General features: G+C 44.7%; 20 protein-coding genes. 3 read left to right on the top strand and 17 right to left on the bottom strand.

Annotation, left to right across the window (positions count from 1 at the left end):
- Window positions 1-6: 6 nt before the first annotated feature.
- Window positions 7-369: a PRD domain-containing protein gene (locus AACS90_RS09095; protein ID WP_099120379.1), complete on the bottom strand. Its 363-nt coding sequence runs from the start codon at window positions 367-369 to the stop codon at window positions 7-9.
- Window positions 370-456: 87 nt separating this feature from the next.
- The gene (gene yhfZ / locus AACS90_RS09090) at window positions 457-1,365 is read right to left on the bottom strand and encodes a GntR family transcriptional regulator YhfZ (protein ID WP_099120378.1); all 909 of its coding nucleotides are present in this window, start codon (window positions 1,363-1,365) and stop codon (window positions 457-459) included.
- Window positions 1,366-1,831: 466 nt separating this feature from the next.
- On the opposite strand from yhfZ, the gene AACS90_RS09085 reads away from it, so the two are divergent.
- Entirely contained in the window at window positions 1,832-2,746 is a 915-nt protein-coding gene (locus AACS90_RS09085; protein ID WP_099120377.1) for an alpha/beta fold hydrolase, read from the top strand.
- Window positions 2,747-2,842: 96 nt separating this feature from the next.
- Here AACS90_RS09085 and AACS90_RS09080 read toward each other — a convergent pair whose 3' ends face one another.
- The 7 genes from AACS90_RS09080 to gntX form a co-directional block, all read right to left on the bottom strand.
- Entirely contained in the window at window positions 2,843-3,352 is a 510-nt protein-coding gene (locus AACS90_RS09080; protein ID WP_099120376.1) for a GNAT family N-acetyltransferase, read from the bottom strand.
- 279 nt (window positions 3,353-3,631) lie between these two features.
- On the bottom strand, window positions 3,632-5,125 hold the full coding sequence (gene glpD, locus AACS90_RS09075) for a glycerol-3-phosphate dehydrogenase (protein ID WP_099120375.1): 1,494 nt from the start codon (window positions 5,123-5,125) through the stop codon (window positions 3,632-3,634).
- Between the two features lie 343 nt (window positions 5,126-5,468).
- On the bottom strand, window positions 5,469-6,227 hold the full coding sequence (locus AACS90_RS09070) for a DeoR/GlpR family transcriptional regulator (RefSeq protein WP_099120374.1): 759 nt from the start codon (window positions 6,225-6,227) through the stop codon (window positions 5,469-5,471).
- 56 nt (window positions 6,228-6,283) lie between these two features.
- Entirely contained in the window at window positions 6,284-7,120 is an 837-nt protein-coding gene (glpG, locus tag AACS90_RS09065) for a rhomboid family intramembrane serine protease GlpG (RefSeq protein ID WP_099120373.1), read from the bottom strand.
- Between the two features lie 171 nt (window positions 7,121-7,291).
- The gene (glpE, locus tag AACS90_RS09060) at window positions 7,292-7,615 is read right to left on the bottom strand and encodes a thiosulfate sulfurtransferase GlpE (RefSeq protein WP_099120372.1); all 324 of its coding nucleotides are present in this window, start codon (window positions 7,613-7,615) and stop codon (window positions 7,292-7,294) included.
- 152 nt (window positions 7,616-7,767) lie between these two features.
- A complete protein-coding gene (nfuA, locus tag AACS90_RS09055; RefSeq protein WP_086954736.1) occupies window positions 7,768-8,343 on the bottom strand; it encodes a Fe-S biogenesis protein NfuA in 576 nt (191 codons plus the stop codon).
- A gap of 59 nt (window positions 8,344-8,402) precedes the next feature.
- Window positions 8,403-9,086 (bottom strand): DNA utilization protein GntX, encoded by a 684-nt coding sequence (gntX, locus tag AACS90_RS09050; RefSeq protein WP_099120465.1) that lies wholly within the window; start codon window positions 9,084-9,086, stop codon window positions 8,403-8,405.
- Between the two features lie 67 nt (window positions 9,087-9,153).
- On the opposite strand from gntX, the gene bioH reads away from it, so the two are divergent.
- Window positions 9,154-9,936, top strand: coding sequence for a pimeloyl-ACP methyl ester esterase BioH (bioH, locus tag AACS90_RS09045; protein ID WP_099120371.1), 783 nt, complete (start codon window positions 9,154-9,156; stop codon window positions 9,934-9,936).
- A 55-nt stretch (window positions 9,937-9,991) separates the two neighbouring features.
- On the opposite strand, the gene AACS90_RS09040 is transcribed toward bioH, so the two are convergent.
- From AACS90_RS09040 to AACS90_RS09005, 8 genes are all read right to left on the bottom strand, one after another.
- Window positions 9,992-10,435, bottom strand: a complete 444-nt coding sequence (locus AACS90_RS09040) for an OsmC family protein (RefSeq protein ID WP_099120370.1) — start codon at window positions 10,433-10,435, stop codon at window positions 9,992-9,994.
- A gap of 114 nt (window positions 10,436-10,549) precedes the next feature.
- The gene (locus tag AACS90_RS09035) at window positions 10,550-11,011 is read right to left on the bottom strand and encodes an RES family NAD+ phosphorylase (RefSeq protein ID WP_099120369.1); all 462 of its coding nucleotides are present in this window, start codon (window positions 11,009-11,011) and stop codon (window positions 10,550-10,552) included.
- A complete protein-coding gene (gene parS / locus AACS90_RS09030; protein WP_099120368.1) occupies window positions 11,008-11,454 on the bottom strand; it encodes a type II RES/Xre toxin-antitoxin system antitoxin in 447 nt (148 codons plus the stop codon). The genes AACS90_RS09035 and parS overlap by 4 nt, the downstream gene beginning before the upstream one ends.
- 123 nt (window positions 11,455-11,577) lie before the next feature.
- Window positions 11,578-11,820: a FeoC-like transcriptional regulator gene (locus AACS90_RS09025; protein ID WP_099120367.1), complete on the bottom strand. Its 243-nt coding sequence runs from the start codon at window positions 11,818-11,820 to the stop codon at window positions 11,578-11,580.
- Between the two features lie 8 nt (window positions 11,821-11,828).
- Window positions 11,829-14,138: a Fe(2+) transporter permease subunit FeoB gene (gene feoB, locus AACS90_RS09020; protein ID WP_099120464.1), complete on the bottom strand. Its 2,310-nt coding sequence runs from the start codon at window positions 14,136-14,138 to the stop codon at window positions 11,829-11,831.
- Between the two features lie 74 nt (window positions 14,139-14,212).
- Complete coding sequence (gene feoA, locus AACS90_RS09015; protein ID WP_099109533.1) at window positions 14,213-14,443, bottom strand: ferrous iron transporter A; 231 nt, start codon at window positions 14,441-14,443, stop codon at window positions 14,213-14,215.
- A gap of 286 nt (window positions 14,444-14,729) precedes the next feature.
- A complete protein-coding gene (locus tag AACS90_RS09010) occupies window positions 14,730-15,254 on the bottom strand; it encodes a pyridoxamine 5'-phosphate oxidase family protein (RefSeq protein WP_099120366.1) in 525 nt (174 codons plus the stop codon).
- Window positions 15,255-15,643: 389 nt separating this feature from the next.
- On the bottom strand, window positions 15,644-17,992 hold the full coding sequence (locus AACS90_RS09005) for a Tex family protein (protein WP_099120365.1): 2,349 nt from the start codon (window positions 17,990-17,992) through the stop codon (window positions 15,644-15,646).
- A 411-nt stretch (window positions 17,993-18,403) separates the two neighbouring features.
- On the opposite strand from AACS90_RS09005, the gene greB reads away from it, so the two are divergent.
- Window positions 18,404-18,889, top strand: coding sequence for a transcription elongation factor GreB (gene greB / locus AACS90_RS09000; RefSeq protein WP_099120364.1), 486 nt, complete (start codon window positions 18,404-18,406; stop codon window positions 18,887-18,889).
- The last annotated feature ends 20 nt before the right edge of the window (window positions 18,890-18,909 follow it).

Below are 18,909 nucleotides of genomic sequence, written 5' to 3'. Positions count from 1 at the left end.
AAAAAATCAGTAACTTGTTGTTGCAAGTATTAAACCATATAAATTTATTAACAGATAGCCTTCCTCATTGGGGTGTAGGGTAAGTGTAAATTTCTCCAACAGGGAATGATGAATTTTGAGTAACTGTGAATAATTCCCGGATTGTTTTATTTTGTCCAGAATGTCTTTTTCTATAGGGGAAACAATTTCTCCACGACGTGATCGCATAAAAGCACTTGCCATGTGAGTAAGCGCCATTTCACCTTGTGGATGGCGGACTGGGATCAGCCAGAACTCCTCCAGAATATGCACGACATCAAGCATATTATCGTAGATATCCTGATCGATGACACCACCTTGCAACAGGATAGTTAGCCGTTGTTCTACCATCGCTTTTTGTTACACGTCAGATTTAATTGATTATGTTTGGTCTGAGTCTGTTTTTGGCTGAGACCTTATTTTGGGGCTAATTAAGGTTCAGTAAATGGGTTCGATTATGCCTGATACCACGTTTTGCTGATGGGTTAGTAGTGCTTCTCTGTCAACCATGGTATGCAAGAGTTGCTGGATAGGGATATTATCCTTGCGGGCAAGGATAACCGCTTCGGAGGCTTTGATAAAACACTCACCGTCATCGGGAAGCTGGGTCATCAGGCCTTGTGCAATCAGCTCGTGGCCTTGTCCAACGTTCCAGATAGCCGCATCAATGTGGCCTTTCATGATTTGATTCAGACATTCATGATAAGAGACCTCGACCAGTTCGATTTCTTTTCCTGCAAAATACTGCTTTGTCATTATTTTCTGGTCAGCTGAGGTGCTGTCTAACCCTACGCGGCGGATAGTTTCCATCTCCCCCTGACGAAAGATTAACCGATGTCTGTCTGTGTAACTTTGGGTCCCTAGTGATAGCGCAATATATATATCTTTATTATCTGGATGCTGCTCTGCGGCGAGTCTTGATGTTACTGCTAAGTCATAGACGCCATTCAGTAAGCACTCAATGCGGATATCTGAGCCTCGCATATGTGCAAAGTAAAAAGGAACTCCTGCACATAATGCTTTTAAACCACTGGCCAGACCCTCATAGGCGCGGGTATAGGGAAGAGGCATCGCGCAGACTACATTGCCGATATCGGCGTATTCCAGTAGTAATTTGTGGTTAATCTGCGAGAGAAAGCTGCCATTCCGACCACGACGCTTAATTCCAACCGCCTGCGATTGCTCGAGAGATTTTAATGCTGCCTGCATTAAACCTACGGACAACCCACACTCTTTTGCCAGTAACTCTATGGTTTTCAGGCGATTGCCACATTGTTCTGAGAGGAGATAACGAGCCAGAAATGATTGCGCAATCCCCTCTTTTTTAATGAATGTTTGACTCATCATTACAAGTTTTTATCCATTCTTATTTATCTTCATAAATTTGAACATAAACCGCAACCAGCGAATTAAAGAAAAGGGAGTAATATCACAATTACAGAATAAATGAAAATTTAATAAATGATAAAAACTAATATTATCAATATTTTGAAGATATATTATTATTTTGGTCTGAAGATATAAAAATAAGCATCATGGGAGAATATAGGGAAATAGCCTGATTCCTGCCCTTATGTCTGCTGTATTTTTCTGTCTGTATGGTGATTTTTGCTACACTATTTGTCACAGTATGAAACAATTTGATGGTATTTTGTTCTTTACCTCAATATAGAGTCATCAACTAAACAGTTTTCTCTTTTTTTATTTCATTACTATTAAATTTTATTCTATCCTGCTGCAATAAAAGACAGGAATAGTATATTTATCAGGCCAATTATTTATTTTTCATTGATATATCATGAGGTTATTTCTTATGAAAGTTATAGCAAATGATGTCCCAATTGAAATAGAAGATAGTGGTGAAGGGGCTAATGGTGAGAAGCGACCGGTGGTGTTGCTTATCATGGGTCTGGGAATGCAGCTTATTGACTGGCCCGATGACATAGTAAACCTGTTAGTTGCGGCCGGGTTTCGGGTGATTCGGCATGATAATCGTGATGCGGGGCTGAGCCAGAGATTTGATCATAGCCCACAGCGTTCCTTATTGTGGCAGAAAGTTCGGTTTCGTCTGGGACTACCTGTTCGCGCTTCTTATAGTATGCAGGACATGGCTGATGATGCTTTGGGGGTGCTTGATGCGCTGAATATCCCTCAGGCTCACATTATCGGCGCTTCCATGGGAGGAATGATTGCCCAGAGGTTGGCGGCAACTAATCCTGATCGGGCAAAAAGTCTGGTGAGCATCATGAGTTCGAGTGGTGCTCAGGGGCTTCCTTTGCCAAAGCCGGAGGTAATGGCAGCGTTGTTATCCAAACCCGTCGATACCAGTATGGAAGAACTGGTTGCTCATCAACTGAAAATAATCCGGCTTATCGTTTCTCCTTCTGAACCACTAAATATAGATGAACAGGCTCAGCATCTGAGAATGGCTTTTCGTCGTGGCGGCTATTATCCCAAAAGTTTCATCCGTCAGATTTTGGCGATAATTGCAGATTCTGACCGGGCTGAGCTTTTGAGCCGGATTAGTTGCCCTGCACTGGTTGTACATGGTGAGGATGATCCTTTAATTCCGATGGCTTGTGGAGAAGATACCGCCAGACGTATTAGCGGGGCTAAGTTCTTACCAGTGCAGCAAATGGGGCATACCTTCCCGCCATCGTTTATGCAGGCTATGACTGAGGAAATTATTCCGTTTCTGAATGATGCAACCAACAAAGAGGTAGACTGAAAGGTAAAGAGCATAAAATAGATGAAATCAGATATAACGTTGATTAATCTTTTACTCTCCTTCCTCTGGTGAATGAATTCAGAGAAAGGATAAAGATTATATTTTCTTAATCATAATATGCAGTGTGCTTTGCTGTTTAGGGCTGGTGAATATAATATCTCTGTACCATGTCATGCCATTTTTTTCATAGAATTTTCGCGCCTGCTTGTTACTTTCCAACACTTCCAGCCAAAGCCATTTTTGGCCTTGTTCTTGTCCTAATTTTTCAACATAGTCAAACATCTGTTGACCATAATTTTGCCCGGTCAGGCGTGGCAGCAGATAGAGTTTATGTAAATACAATCCTGTTAATTCACTATCCGGAATAGTTTTATTTACAGCTATTTTTATAAATCCAATAGGCCGGTTAGTCTCGGCAATAAACCATTTATGATTCGGAGTGTTGAGCGAATTCGCTATGCTTTCTGGTGAACTCTCTTCGGCAATATATTCTTCCAATTCGCCTTTATCATTCCATAATTGAGAAAAATGAAAACGATAACTTTCTTCAAGCATTTGGGATAGCAATAGATTATCTTCTGTGACTGCTTGCTGGATTTTCAACATAAGTCATCTCTTCAATGAGTTATAATGGATTAAGTTATTACCAGATTAATGTTTCACCTGTCGGCCATTAGCCTACCACAGTGGTAAAAATGTACTATCAAATCGCTCAGTAGAATCGAATGAAAATAAAGAAATTTTGATAGAACGTATTGATGATCGATTTCGAAAATTTATGATTTTTTTCTGTGAGGGTTTGAGCGGAAGGAAATAAAAAACGGCGATAAAAAATTATCGCCGCTTTTAAGTATACGAGTTTGTCAGATTAAATCAGTTTTGTGATTATGCTGATTTAACGTTCTGAGCCAGCCAATCAGCAACGCGCTGTTTCTGCTCATCTGTCAGCCACATACCCAGTTTGGTACGGCGCCAGATCGCATCATCCAGCTGAGTAACCCACTCATGTTCGACCAGATAACGAAGTTCAGCTTCATACAGCCCATAACCGAAGAATTCGCCTAAATCTGCCAGTTCTTTCGTATCACCCAGAATGATATTGCTGTTGCTGCCGTAAGTGCGGGAATAACGTCGCGCAATGCCTTCTGGCAACCAGTCATAACGCTGGCGAAGTAAACGGGCATATCCATCACGGTCTTGGCCTTCCAGCTCGCCGCCGGGCAATTTACCGTTTTTCGTCCACGCCTGACCGGCGTTTGGATAGTACTGTGCCAGTTTATCCATCGCATGTTCTGCGAGTTTACGGTAAGTTGTCAGTTTGCCGCCGAAGACGGATAGCAACGGAGTCTGGCCCTGATCATCCTGTACATCCAGTGTGTAGTCACGGGTGATGGCTTGTGGTGAATCTGATTCATCATCACACAGCGGACGTACACCAGAGTAAGTCCAAACAACATCAGTACGGTTAAGTTGTTTTTTGAAATGGTCGTTATAGACTTTCAGCAGATAATCGATCTCTTGATCGTCAATTTTAACGTCTTTTGGATCGCCTTTATATTCAACATCCGTTGTGCCGATGATGGAAAATTCATCATTCCACGGGATCACAAACACGATGCGGTTATCTTCGTTTTGCAGGATATAAGCCTGAGGTTCGTCATGAACACGTGGGACAACGATGTGGCTGCCTTTGATAAGACGAATACCATAAGGTGATTTCAGTTGCAGGCCGTTATCAAAGAAATTCTTAACCCACGGGCCAGTTGCGTTAACCAGACCTTTTGCCCGCCATGTTTTGCTCTCACCGGTGACGAGATCTTTAGCTTCTACCATCCAGTGATCATTTTCACGCCACGCACGGGTGACCTGAGTACGGGTACGGACTTCACCGCCATGTTTCTGGACTTCCTGCGCATTAAGGACGACCAGACGTGCATCATCAACCCAGCAGTCAGAGTATTCAAAGCCACGATTGATAGAGGATTTAAGCACTGAGTTAGCGCCGAATTTCAGCCCCTTACTGCTCGGTAAACTCACACGTTTACCCAAGTGATCATAAAGGAACAGGCCAATGCGGATCATCCAGGCCGGACGCAGGTGTGGCTGATGTGGGAGGCGAAAACGCATTGGGAATGCAATGTGAGGTGCCAGTTTTAATAAGACTTCACGCTCTGCCAGTGCTTCACTGACCAGACGGAACTCGTAGTGTTCCAGATAGCGCAGGCCACCGTGGATCAGCTTAGAACTGGCTGATGAGGTCGCACTGGCTAAGTCCTGACCTTCTAACAGCAGGACTGACAGTCCACGGCCAGCAGCATCAGCCGCAATACCAGCGCCGTTAATTCCGCCGCCAATTACAATCAAGTCTTTGGTTTCCATTGCATACCCTCTGAAATGTTCGAAACAGTTCTTTAATGTTCGTTTTCGCTCAGGGATTGTAATCAAAATTTCATCAATCGCCAACCATTTACCAGAAAAAAACATATTTGCGTGATGCAGATAACAAATCGTTATCATATATATAAGATTAATAAGGAAATTGTGAGAGGCAAATTTGAGTTCACTCGTTATTGCAGGGTCATGAAGGGAGAGGACTGAGATGATGACTGGGAGCAATTGACCGGAGGAGAGAAGGATCCGCCTGAAAACAGGCGGATCCTAAATAGAATGTCTTCAATCTGAAGCCAGTTCTAACACGATTCTGGCTTAATATTATTCTGACCTAACACAATTCCAGCTTAACACTATGCTGTTCAATGATTTTTTGCAGTCCGGAAGGGGGCTCTTTATCGGTAAACAGAAAATCAATCAGGTTCATATTACCGAGATTAACCATCGCGCTACGGCCAAATTTCGAATGGTCAGCAACCAGCATGACACAGCGGGAATTCTCAATAATTGCGCGTTTGGTTCGAACTTCATGGTAATCGAACTCTAACAGAGAGCCATCAGAGTCAATGCCACTGATACCGAGAATGCCGAAATCAAGGCGGAACTGGGAGATAAAATCCAGAGTGGCTTCGCCAATAATGCCACCATCACGGGAACGGACTTCCCCTCCGGCCAGAATCAGGCGGAAATCTTCCTTTCCCATCAGCAGGGTTGCGACGTTGAGATTATTGGTAACAATACGCAGATCCTGATGATTAAGTAAGGCATGGGCGACTGCTTCTGGTGTAGTACCGATATCAATGAACAGGGTTGCACCATTTGGGATTTGGGTAGCAACCTGCTTGGCAATGCGGGCTTTTTCATCTGACCACATAATCTTGCGGTCATGATAAGCTGTGTTGACAGAGCTGGAAGGTAAAGCTGCACCACCGTGATGACGCTGGATCTTATTTTTGTCGGCCAGTTCGTTCAAATCACGTCGGATTGTTTGTGGGCTGACATCAAAGTGTTCGACCAGTTCTTCAGTGCTGACATAACCCTGAAGACGTACCAGCTCGATTATTGCATCATGTCGCTGAGTTTGCTTCAAAACATTCCCCTAATTTTACCTAAAATTATTATAATTAACTGATTTTAATTGGAATATTATTGATTCTTTTGTTTGCGTAAATTGTCCCATAACCCCATCAGTAACCCGATAATTAAGCCTGAAAAGTGGGCTGCATTGGCGATGTTAAGAGAAAACATATTGAAATAACCAACAAATAACCAGATGACTGAAATTGCAATAAGCCCTCTGGGGGCACTGAGTCCTTTTTGGGGTGACATTTCGCCGCTTAGCCAAACATAGCTGATTAAAGCGTAAACTACACCGGAAAGCCCACCAAAATGCGAGCCACTGAACAACGATTGTGCCCAGCCACTGAAAATGGTAGAAACTATTGTGATTTCAACAAGCTTTTCGGTATTAATGTTCCTTTCAACCTGACTGCCGAAATACCACCACAGCACCAGATTGAACAGAATGTGTAATAACGAAAAATGTAATAAAGCGGGGCTGAGCCAACGCCACAATTCCAGGTACTGTTCTTTGTTAGGCCATGCCAGCCAGCTCATAACCTCATTAACTCCAGCTAACTGCATCCAAAAATAGACCAGAATACAGAGCGCAGAAATGGCGATAGTTAATGGGCCGGACTGGTTTTTCAGTGTATTCCAGTTCAGATTACTTTCGTATTTCAACGGCGTACTTGTTTTACCTGCCTGCCAGCTGGCGGCCTGATAGCGCTCATTGAGCGGGTCTCGGGAAAACTGATTAAGTTCCTGTTGAACAGCACTTAATTGTTTTTCATCTTCCAGCCACAGTTCAACCACATGTGGTTCATTGGTCTGGCGGATGGTCAGGTGAATGCCCTGTGTCGCCATATAATCAATAAAGGCCTGAGCCAGTCTTGGATTATGGATTGAAGTTACATGGATCATTGTGCGTATTATTCACCTTAAATTAGGGTTATACCCGTCGTCTTTCGAGTTGCCTCTTTGTTGGCTGCGTTCACTCACCCCAGTCACATAGTTACCTATGCTCCTGGGGTTCATTCCCTTGCCGCCGCGATGCAACTCGAAATCCATAGGGTATAGAAGTACAGATGCTTATTACTCAGCATGAACGGCATGAGGATAATCTTTTTTCCATACTTCAAAACCGCCGTTAACACTGTATACGGTTTCAAAACCGATATTTATCAGATACTGTGCGGCTCCCTGACTGCTATGGCCGTGGTAGCACATCACCATAACCGGCTGATCAAAATCGGCCTCTTGCAGGAGTTGATTGATAGTTTCATTCGTCAGATGAAATGCACCTGTTACATGTCCGGCACGGAAACTCTGTGGATCACGGATATCCACCATCAGAGCACTTTTATCGAGCCAGTTCTGGTAGGCTTGTTCAGGGCTTATTGTTTGAAAATGTTCCATAAACACTCAGCTTTGTTTCTTGAAATTTCGTTTTAAGGTGTCAGTTTCTTAAAAATGTTACTTTATGACTTTACTACCTTCCCAATTCTGTCATTGGGAAGGCAGGACTAGAGATAATAAAGATATAAAGAACAAAAAATAATGGGCTAAAATCAGTAGTAAGAATGTTCGCCACGCTGATGTTCTGTCAGGTCTTTAACGCCTTTCAGCTCAGGGAACATCTGTAACAGCTGTTTTTCGATCCCCTCTTTCAGGGTGACATCGACCATAGAACAACCGTTGCAGCCACCACCAAATTGCAGGATGGCATAACCTTCATCCGTGATTTCCATCAGGCTGACACGGCCACCATGACCTGCGAGCTGTGGGTTAATCTGTGATTGTAGAGTATATTCAACGCGCTCAATCAGTGGCGCATCGTCAGCTACCTTGCGCATTTTTGCGTTTGGTGCTTTCAGGGTCAGCTGGGAGCCAAGCTGGTCAGTCACAAAATCGATAACCGCCTCTTCCAGAAAAGGCGCACTGATTTCATCAACATAGGCAGAAAGTTGGTCAAATTTCAATTCGGTGTCAGTGGCTTCAACAGCATCAGGTGGGCAATAAGAAACACCGCATTCTGCTGTCGGCGTTCCTGGATTAATGACAAAAACGCGGATTTGTGTACCGGGTTCTTGATTTGCCAGTAGCTTGGCAAAGTGCGCTTGCGCTGCTTCAGTAATATTAATCATGTCATTTGCTCAATAGTTGACTGTTATAGTTGGTTATAATACGCCCATTCATAAAGGAACTACAAGGTTCGGCATATTGCCCAGGTTTGCACGGAACGGGCACCAGCACGAATTAACAACTGTGTGGCTTCATGCAGAGTGGTTCCCGTGGTGATCACATCATCGAAAATGACGACATGTTGATCAGTAAAATCGCCACGCAATTGAAAGGCATGCTTAAGATTGGTTTTCCTCTGGGCGGCAGATAAGCCCCGTTGTGTGAGTGTAGCACGTGTGCGTTGCAAAAGATTAGGCTGATATTGGCATCGCAACCAGCGTGCTAATGGCCTGATAATAAGCTCAACCTGATCAAACCCTCGTTGCCAGCGTTTCTGACGGTGCAGAGGAATACCGAGTATGCAGTCCGGCTTAATCCAGCGCCCTTCACGGTAACCCTGTAACCAGTGCAGAAGAAATATGCGCGCCAGAACTGCTGCGAGCTGGGGTGTACTATGATATTTATAGCGCCGGATAAGCTGACTTAAAGGGGGAGCATAATCGGTAACAGCGATCATTTTTTGCCAGAGTGGTGGCTCCTTCAGGCAGCGGCCACAGGGTAAATCACGAGAACTGGCAGGCAGAGAGCAGCGTGGACAAACGTTCGCCAGCCGTTTCAGGTTTTGCCAGCAGATGTGGCATATTCCATGATGAGCGAAATACAAATTTTGATGGCATAGCCAACAGTACCCAACCATTGTTAGCATGGTTTTTGTGAACATCGCTTTCTTCCTTGATAAGAAATTCCTGAGAGTAAATAAGGTGAGAATAACAATGGATAAGTTGTTTTGGCAGACTTTAGGCGAAGCTCCTCGTGATCTTGTGATGCTGCACGGATGGGGGTTGAACGCTGAGGTCTGGCGTTCAGTGGAAACACGATTAGCTTCGCATTTTCGTTTACATTTAGTGGATTTACCGGGATATGGGCGCAGCCAGCCGTATCCGGCTATGACACTGAAAGAGATGGCTGATACGGTATGGCAACAGGCGCCAGAAAATGCCTTATGGCTGGGATGGTCGCTGGGAGGGCTCATTGCCAGCCAGATTGCGTTAGATCATCCTGATAAAGTGGCGGGTTTAATCACAGTAGCATCATCGCCAAAATTCAGTGAAGAGGGCGATTGGCCGGGAATCAAGCCTTCGGTTCTGAGTGCATTCAAGCAGCAGTTGAGTGAAGATTTTCAGAAGACGGTTGAGCGTTTTTTAGCATTGCAGACTTTGGGCACAGACAGCGCACGTCAGGATGCGCGTTTACTGAAATCAGTGGTATTGAACCTGCCGATGCCGACAGTCGAAGTGCTCAATGCCGGGCTGGAAATTCTGCGCACTGATGATTTGAGAAGTGAGCTGGCACAGCTTCAGCTGCCTTTCCTGCGTATCTATGGTTATCTTGATGGTTTGGTACCACGTAAGATTGCTGCCTTGCTTGATAGTGAATGGCCGCACACCCGTTCTGTGACTATGCGTCATGCGGCACATGCGCCTTTTATTTCCCATCCGGATGAATTTGTCGATTTATTGATAGCGTTTGCGAACAGTGGGAGTGAAGCCGGGTAATTTCAGCTATTGACTACTAATTACCCATAACATGGCTGTTATGGGTAGTTGATATTTATCTGACAGGATAAACTTCGGTGACAATTTCCGGTGTATTGACAATGGTATCGAGTACAGGGCAGTTACTTTCTACAAACTGAATAAAATCGCGGATTTCCTGTTCGGTATTATCGGCTTTTATATGAAATTTTGATGTGATTTTGGAAAAGCCGATTTTGGCGTTTTTATTCTTACCGGTGAAACCGTCGGTATCCAATTCTCCTTCCACATTGACCTGAATATCAATCAGGTTGATTTTATGTTTGCGGGCAAAACTTTTGGCCACAATACACTGACAGGCACCAAAAGCAGAAAGCAGTGCTTCCACAGGGTTCATGGCTTCATCTGTTCCGCCCAGATTTTTGGGTTCATCCACATGAAAGGTAAAACCTCGTGATGAACATTTCATTTTAAGATGACCAGCAGACTCTATTGTTGCAGCAAATAACTCTTTAGGCATTTTAGTATATCCTCAGGTTATTAATCGTTATGACAGAACTGCATATGAAATAATCAGGAAGTGGTTTTTATTCTTTAATCTATCATGATGGTTAAAAGAATTACTGTGCTAATGTTAACGAATTAGGCGCTGGTCGAATGTAAAGTCTAATTCTTTAACTGATTCAATAGATTTAGAAAATTTAGGGTGATTTGGATTGATAATAATGTTGTTTTCGTAAGGAACGATACAAGAAGGGATGATAAGGGCCGCATTTTCGGCAGCATTTAGCCAGTCACTGCCTATATCCATTGTCGAAGTAGGGGCTGGGTCACTTCTCCAGTCATCGGGGAGATAACGATGATCCAAATAGTCCACATCGGTATCTGCTAATTCAATAGAAAATAGTTGATATTCTTCAAGCAGACTTTCTTTTGTTGTATGAACGTACAATTCTAAAGTGGCAAGTGCGATAGAGCTGGAGGCATAAACTGCCCCATATCCTTTATGATTCCAGCGTCCGCCGAATCTTTTTGCACCATACCCCGTCCATGCTTCATGAGCATGAACGGATTTTACTAATCGGTAAAAAATCATGAAATGACCCCGTGTTCCAGCCGGCCAATGAGGTCCATCACTTCAAGGGCGCCACTTTCTGTCGAGAGAAGGGAAATAGGAGCCACATGACCTAAACCCTTCACAGGCTCTTTAAGCCAATGATAGGCAGCTTCTTTATCACCATTGAAGAAAGTGATGGTTGCATCAAATACGCGGACTAAACGGGCTATACGTTCACTTTCATCAGGTGAAAATGGGTGACCAGAACTTTTACGGCGTGCAACATTACGCTCATTGATACCAGCAATGCGAAGGATATCAGTTTTAGATATCTTTGAGTCTCGGTGAATATTATCCAGCACATCGAGTGGCAATCCGGCTTGTAAGGTTTTGATCAGATCGCTTCCTCGGTTTGCCGGCAGGCCGACAGAGCGCCAGAGCGCTTTATTACCGGTTGTATTACTTGGTACGTAGATTCTCATAAATCATTCCCCAAACAAGACAAATGTCATATTAGTTATATGACATTTGTCTTGTTTGGGCAAGTTGCTTAAAGATGTTTAGAAGAAAGGAAGAGGGTTTGTTGCTGAATTAAGAAAATGTATTCAGCACTTTATCATCGCCAGTTGATATGCCTTAGCAGCGCATCTCTGTGTTTCCGGGCACTGTTTACAACCACCACTCAGGCAGGAGGAAATGTCTACTTCCTCCAGTTTACCCATCGTCACCAATTGATTGAGCATGGCTTCTACGATGGCCAGTGGTGCTGAAAACTGATGGCTCAGTGATCTGGCATCGGTGCGCCCATGAAGGGCGACCATATCGCGGATTTGCAGCAGACTAATCATGGAAACTCCTAGTGACAGCTACCGGAACAATCGCAGCTCCGGTCTCTGGTGCTATTGAATGTGATTGTGATTCTGCTGCGTGCACGGCGTAATCCGACAAAAACAGCGACATTGAACAAAATGACCGCCAGAATAGTGAGCAGGCTGTTTTGTGGATGTGCGGAAAAGGTTGCAGCCTGATAAAACAGTATAGCCAGAGAATAAGCGACGTTTAATCCCCATAAAATTGAGAATGTCATCCAGCCGCGACTGGTTTCACGGGCAATGGCACCCATCACAGAAACACAGGGCACATACAGCAGAACAAAGATCAGATAGCTGTAGGCCGCAACAGGAGAACCAAATTTAGCACTCATCACTCCCATTGAACTGCTGTCCATGTTGCCGTCGCCTTTACTGGCCTCAATCGGGTTGGACAGAGCACTCAGGGTGAATGTCTCTTTCAGGCTATCCCATGTTTCTGTTACTGAGCCTTTCAGTTCATCCAGCAGATTAAACTCATCCGGGTTGAATGGCTGTTTGGTGATGTTTTCTGCGGTATAAAGTGTATTCAGTGTTCCGACAACCACCTCTTTTGCCATCGCTCCGGTGATAAGCCCGACGGTTGCCTGCCAGTTATCAGAATGTACGCCAATAGGATGAAGGATCGGTGTAATGACTTTACTGACCGAGGCCAGCGCTGATTCATTGATATCGTCTACTGTCTTACCGGAGAAAGAAAAACTATTGAGAGCTCCGATAAACATACTGGCCGCGACAATCACTTTACCCGCACGTATCACAAACCCTTTCAGGCGTTGCCAGGTTTGGATTAATAGCGTTTTAGCATGAGGAACATGATAGACCGGCAGCTCCATGACAAAGGGGGATGCCTCACCACGCATAATGGTGTATTTGAGTAGCAGGCCCGTCAGGATGGCAACGACAATACCGAGGATATACAGAGAGAAGACAATACTGGCACCATGTTTATTAAAGAACGCGGCGGCAAAAACGGCAAAAATCGCCAGACGTGCGCCACAAGACATAAATGGTGCCATCATGATGGTAATCAGCCTTTCACGCGGTGCATCCAGTGTTCTGGAACCCATCACGGAAGGAACATTACAACCGAAGCCGACAATCAGGGGCACGAAGGATTTACCCGGTAATCCCAGAGATTGCATCAGCCTGTCCATCACAAATGCAGCTCTGGCCATATAGCCGGAGTCTTCAAGAAAAGAGAGAAACAGGTACATCATGCCTATCTGTGGAACCAATGGCAGCATGGTATTGATACCGCCTCCGATCCCTTGTGCAAGGAAAATGGTCAGCCAGCCGGGGAAGTGGAGGGTATAACCGAGCCACTGCATACCATCAATGAAAATGGCAGAGGAAGCACCATCAAAAATGGGTTGTAAAGCACCACCGATATTAATCGCCAGTACGAACATGAGATACATGACAAACAGAAAGACAGGCACGCCCAGCCAGCGATTGAGAATAACTTTGTCTATCGCCTGAGTCAGTTTATTGGGTATTGCTGAGTCAACATCCGTGACTGCCAGACACAATTTATTGATTGCCTGATAGCGGGCATCTGCAATGATGAGTTCAGGTTCTTCAATCTGTTTCTGTTGCAGGCGAAGTTTGCTCTCGGCCAATTGTGCCTGCGTCAGCTCTGAACGCTCAAAACTGTATATATCCCCTTCCAGTATTTGCAAGCTGAGCCAGCGACGCTGTTGCAGATTGAAGTTTCTGCTGATCAGGTCAGCAAGGTTGTTCGCCTCCTGCAATAAAGTATCGGGGTATTGCACCAGTACGGGGCGTACAGGCTGGTGGTAGTGGTCAATGGCTTTTTTAAGCGTATCTATCCCTGTCGAACGGGTAGAGACGAGCGGAATAACCGGGCAACCAAGATGCTGCTCCAGCGCTGCAATATCAATGTTGATATGCTGGCTTTTGGCGATATCCAGCATATTCAGGGCAACAATGCAGGGAATACCAAGCTCAATGAGCTGTAATGAAAGGTAGAGATTACGTTCCAGATTTGAAGCGTCAACGACATTGATGAACATATCGGCTTCGCTGCTCAGTATATAGTGACAGGCAATTTGCTCGTCAATTGAGGTTTGCTCGGAAATGGTTGTGAGAGAATAGGTACCGGGAAGATCGACAAGGTCTATTTGATGTTTTTGGGTGGAAAAATGCCCGGTTTTGCGCTCAACCGTGACTCCAGACCAGTTACCGACCCGTTGTCGGGAGCCTGTAAGTTGGTTGAATAAAGTGGTTTTCCCAGAGTTAGGGTTACCGATTAAACCTATAGTTAATTGTTTCATCATACTTTTTACTGATCAGGAATAGTGTGCATCATTGCATTCAGTCTCAGGACTGTACGGCATCTGGACTTCATTCATTCTGCTGGATGTACTGCTAATGTGAGGAGCGCTAAGTCTTTTTTACGGAGAATAAGGTTGACTCTGCGTGTTTCTATTTGAATGGGGTCTCCCAAAGGGGCAACTCGGATAACCTGAAAAGTAGAGCCGGGTAGCATCCCCAGAGACAATAATTTTTGCCTGTATGCGCGATTTATCTGTGGGAAGAACCCCAGAATTTTATAGCTTTGATTTGGAGTCAGTGACATATAACACTCCGTTAAAACTCAAAAGACAGTGATTATGAGAATGATTATCCTCAATAAAGCGAAATTCACAAGGAAAAAGTATATTAGTTATTTTGGATTAAAGCGCCAATGAGAATAATATGCAATACCAATATCATCTATTTATCACTGAATAATGACGGAATAAATTGATATTAATCAATTTAATGGCGATTTAATCAAAAATTAAAGTTATGTAAAGAATATCTGAAAGGAATTAACAACAAGCTCTAATAAGAAATGGAGCTTGTTGTTATATATTTTTCTATTAATCTTTCGGTGGATAAAGAAGATCATTTAATGATACTGAGACACGGGCATCATCCTGACGTTCACTCCAGCCTGTTGAGTCGTATACCCACCATGCTTCCACTTTTAATTCATAGAAACGGCGTATTGCATTGCCATGATAGTCAGCAATCGGACGGGATTTTTTCTTTCTGATATTCTCATCCGGATAAGTTTTCAGGAAGAAGTAGTCATAGGTTTCCTGTAGTTCATCGTCGGGAACCTGACGGGCGTGGCCGATGAACTGAGAGCCAGCGAGTATCAGCGATGAATCAGGCGTGGTGATGCTGCTGTATATGGTACCGCTGACCCGAGGGTTGATAAGTAGCTCCTGAGAATGGCGGGTATCCTGTTTTGAATACCAGATTAAACTTAATGGATTATATTTAGGAATATAAAAAAGTGTGGATGACCAAGCTGACTCGGCATTCGGAGCATGAGTGGCAAGGTTGAAGAATCTTATATTGCTGAGTAAGTCAAAACTGCTTTGGATATATTTATTCATAAATTATTCCTTAACAATTTGAGTTTATTATCTGTATTTATAATTATGTAAACGACTTATGGTCACTATTAATAATAGTGATTGAATTTTCGCAACAGATTATATTAAGTATTAATGAAGACAGGCAGTCATTTCTCCTATTTAAATTTATTAGATCGGCAATAAATTGCAGTGTGATGATGAAAATAGTATTGATTTATTAAGGTATTTTATTTTGTTAATGAAAGTTAAAAACGATTTTCAGTGACGAATATACATATTGGATTTCAAGATACGTTGCAGCTGATACCAAGATAATCTGAAAGATAAAGTGTATATATCTAACACATTTTATGCCTGACAGAACTGGCTTAATTAAGCCAGTTCTGAAAGTGCACTACCGCAGAATATTAACGTTTTTTACCAAAAGCGGCTGCCAGAGCATCACTCATGGCACTGTTAGCTAATTGTGCGGAACCGGATGAACGGAAATTCTGGCGGCCTTTGCCATTCCGGTTACGTTCATTGCCATTACGTTCCTGGCGGTTATTTCCCTGAGAGTTATTACGGCGGGCCGGAGCTTCTCCCGGCTGCTCATCAAGGCGCATTGTCAGGGCAATACGTTTGCGGTTCAGGTCAACATCCATCACCTTCACTTTCACGATATCGCCCGTTTTCACTACGGTGTGTGGATCTTCTACGAATCGATCGGAAAGAGAAGAAATATGCACCAGCCCATCCTGATGGACACCGATATCAACAAACGCACCGAAGTTGGTGACATTAGTGACAGTACCTTCCAGAATCATACCTGCGCGCAGGTCATTCATTGTCTCCACACCGTCGGCAAACGTGGCGGTCTTGAACTCCGGGCGAGGATCGCGACCCGGTTTTTCCAGTTCTTTCAGAATGTCGGTGACCGTCGGGATACCGAATTTTGCCGTGGTGAAATCCTGAGCCTTCAAATCGCGTAAAGCTGCGGGGTTACCCATCAGTTCCGGTAAAGTCTGCTCTGTTGTAGCCAGAATTTTTTCAACGACCGGATAGGATTCTGGATGGACGGTAGAAGCATCCAGCGGGTTATCACCCTGATTAATCCGCAAGAAGCCCGCACATTGCAGGAACGCTTTTGGCCCGAGACGGCGAACTTTCAGCAGCTCTTCACGGTTGTTGAAACGACCGTTTTCATCACGCCAGGTAACGATATTCTGGGCGACAGAGCGGCTCAGACCCGCAACCCGGGTCAGCAGAGAAACAGATGCGGTATTCAGATCAACACCGACACTGTTTACACAGTCCTCAACCACGGTATCCAGTTTTTTGGCAAGCTGAGTCTGGCTGACATCGTGCTGATACTGACCAACACCAATGGATTTTGGCTCGATTTTAACCAGTTCCGCCAGTGGGTCCTGAAGACGACGGGCAATAGAAACCGCTCCACGCAGTGAAACGTCCAGATCAGGGAATTCCTGAGCTGCCAGTTCTGAAGCAGAATAAACGGATGCACCGGCTTCACTGACAATGACTTTCTGTGCGGTAACAGCAGGATACTGTTTCTGAACGTTGGCAAAGAAGCGCTCTGTTTCACGGGATGCCGTGCCATTACCAATAGCGACCAGCTCAACATTATGTCTGGTGCACAGCGCTGCAACCGCTGCGGCTGCTTTATTTTCCTGACCCGTGTGCGGGTAGATGGTATCTGTAGCCAGCAATTTACCGGTTGAGTCCACAACAGCAACTTTCACGCCTGTTCTCAGACCCGGATCCAGACCCATTGTGGAACGCATACCCGCAGGAGCCGCCATCATCAGGTCATTCAGGTTACGGGCGAAGACGTTGATCGCTTCGTTTTCTGCTTTTTCGCGCAGCGTACCCATTAACTCTGTTTCCATATGCAGCAGTACTTTGATCCGCCATGTCCAGTTCACAACAGCCTTGCGCCAGCTATCAGCCGGTGCGCTGTTCAGACGCAGGTTCAGGTGGTCAGTGATAATCTGCTCGCAGTAACTTTCTTTAGGGGCTTCTTCAAACTGGGGATCGGCATTCAGGGACAGTTGCAGGATGCCTTCATTACGTCCGCGGAACATCGCAAGAGCACGGTGAGAGGGAACAGAGGAGATAGCTTCATGATGATCGAAGTAATCGCTGAACTTAGCGCCTTCTTCCTCTTTACCTTCAACGACTTTGGCAGTCAGGTGGGCATTTTTCCACAGATACTCACGTACTTTCACCAACAGAGACGCATCTTCAGAAAAACGCTCCATCAATATATAGCGAGCGCCATCCAGGGCGGACTTGGTGTCTGCAACACCGTTGTCAGCATTAACGTAAGCAGCAGCGGCAGATTCCGGTTCTTGCTGCGGGTCTTGCCACAACAGGTCTGCCAGTGGCTCCAGCCCGGCTTCAATCGCGATTTGCCCACGGGTACGGCGCTTAGGTTTATAAGGAAGGTAGAGGTCTTCCAGTTCGGTTTTGCTGAGCGTGCTATTGATGGCTTCAGCCAGTTCACTCGTCAGTTTATCCTGCTCTTCGATAGATTTCAGGATAGTCTGGCGGCGGTCTGACAGCTCGCGCAGATAGCCAAGACGGCTTTCAAGCTGGCGAAGCTGGGTGTCATCAAGACCTCCGGTAGCTTCTTTACGGTAACGGGCAACAAAGGGAACGGTGTTTCCTTCATCAAGTAAAGTAATAGCAGCCAGAACTTGTTGGGGCTGAGCCTGTAACTCACCGGCAATAATTCGACTTAAAGATTCATTCATAGTCTATTTTCTTCAACTTTCTCTGCGCCTGTAGATATCAGCAGATATCCGCAGACAGGGCCAGATTCATCATTTAACTGGATGCTGGCAGGGTTCAAACTTGGCTCCATTATATACGTACAGAGCGCAATAATTTCCAGTTTCTATATTTCGTCTTTCAAGTGGCCTCTTTGTTGGCTGCGCTGCATCTTGAAATCCATTGTGTATATGCCTTCTATCTTTCTTTCGGTTGTCCGTTTTGTTGCGAGTATGAACCACCGCAGGGACTGATTATTTTCTGCTGTGATGCGACTCGGAATTTAACAGGTATAGCATAATATTTCTGTCATGTTGCGATGGAACTCATCGAATATCTGCCCGGTTAAGATATAGTACTGCGCCATTAATCATATTTTCTCAAGTGAGTTTTTCATGGGCAAAAGTAACTATATTACCCGAGAGGGCTGGCAGGCGCTTGATCAGGAACTGAAATACCTTTGGAAAACTGAGCGTCCACAAGTTACTCAGGCTGTCTCTGATGCGGCTGCATTAGGCGATCGTTCAGAAAACGCAGAATATATTTATGGTAAAAAAAGGTTAAGAGAAATTGACCGTCGCGTGCGTTTTTTATCTAAAAGACTGGATGTCTTGCAAATTGTAGACCCTGATCCGCGACAGGAAGGAAAAGTTTTTTTTGGGGCATGGGTTAAAGTCGAAAACGAAAAAGCCGAAGAATATATTTTCCGCCTGGTGGGGCCGGATGAGTTTGAACCGGCCAAAAAATGGATTTCCATTGATTCGCCGGTGGCAAGAGCGCTACTTGGCAAGCGGGTTGATGATGAAGTGACTGTAATGACGCCGAATGGTCTGGCGGTTTACTGGATTCTGGAAATCCGTTATCAGCCACCGGAGATATAAAAGCAGTAGGTGTAAATCAG

The organism is Xenorhabdus sp. KK7.4 (assembly GCF_963876465.1).
Taxonomy (GTDB): Bacteria; Pseudomonadota; Gammaproteobacteria; order Enterobacterales; family Enterobacteriaceae; genus Xenorhabdus; species Xenorhabdus stockiae.
The sequence above is the reverse complement of the archived record's forward strand: the minus strand, read 5'-3'. Positions and strand labels throughout refer to the sequence as shown.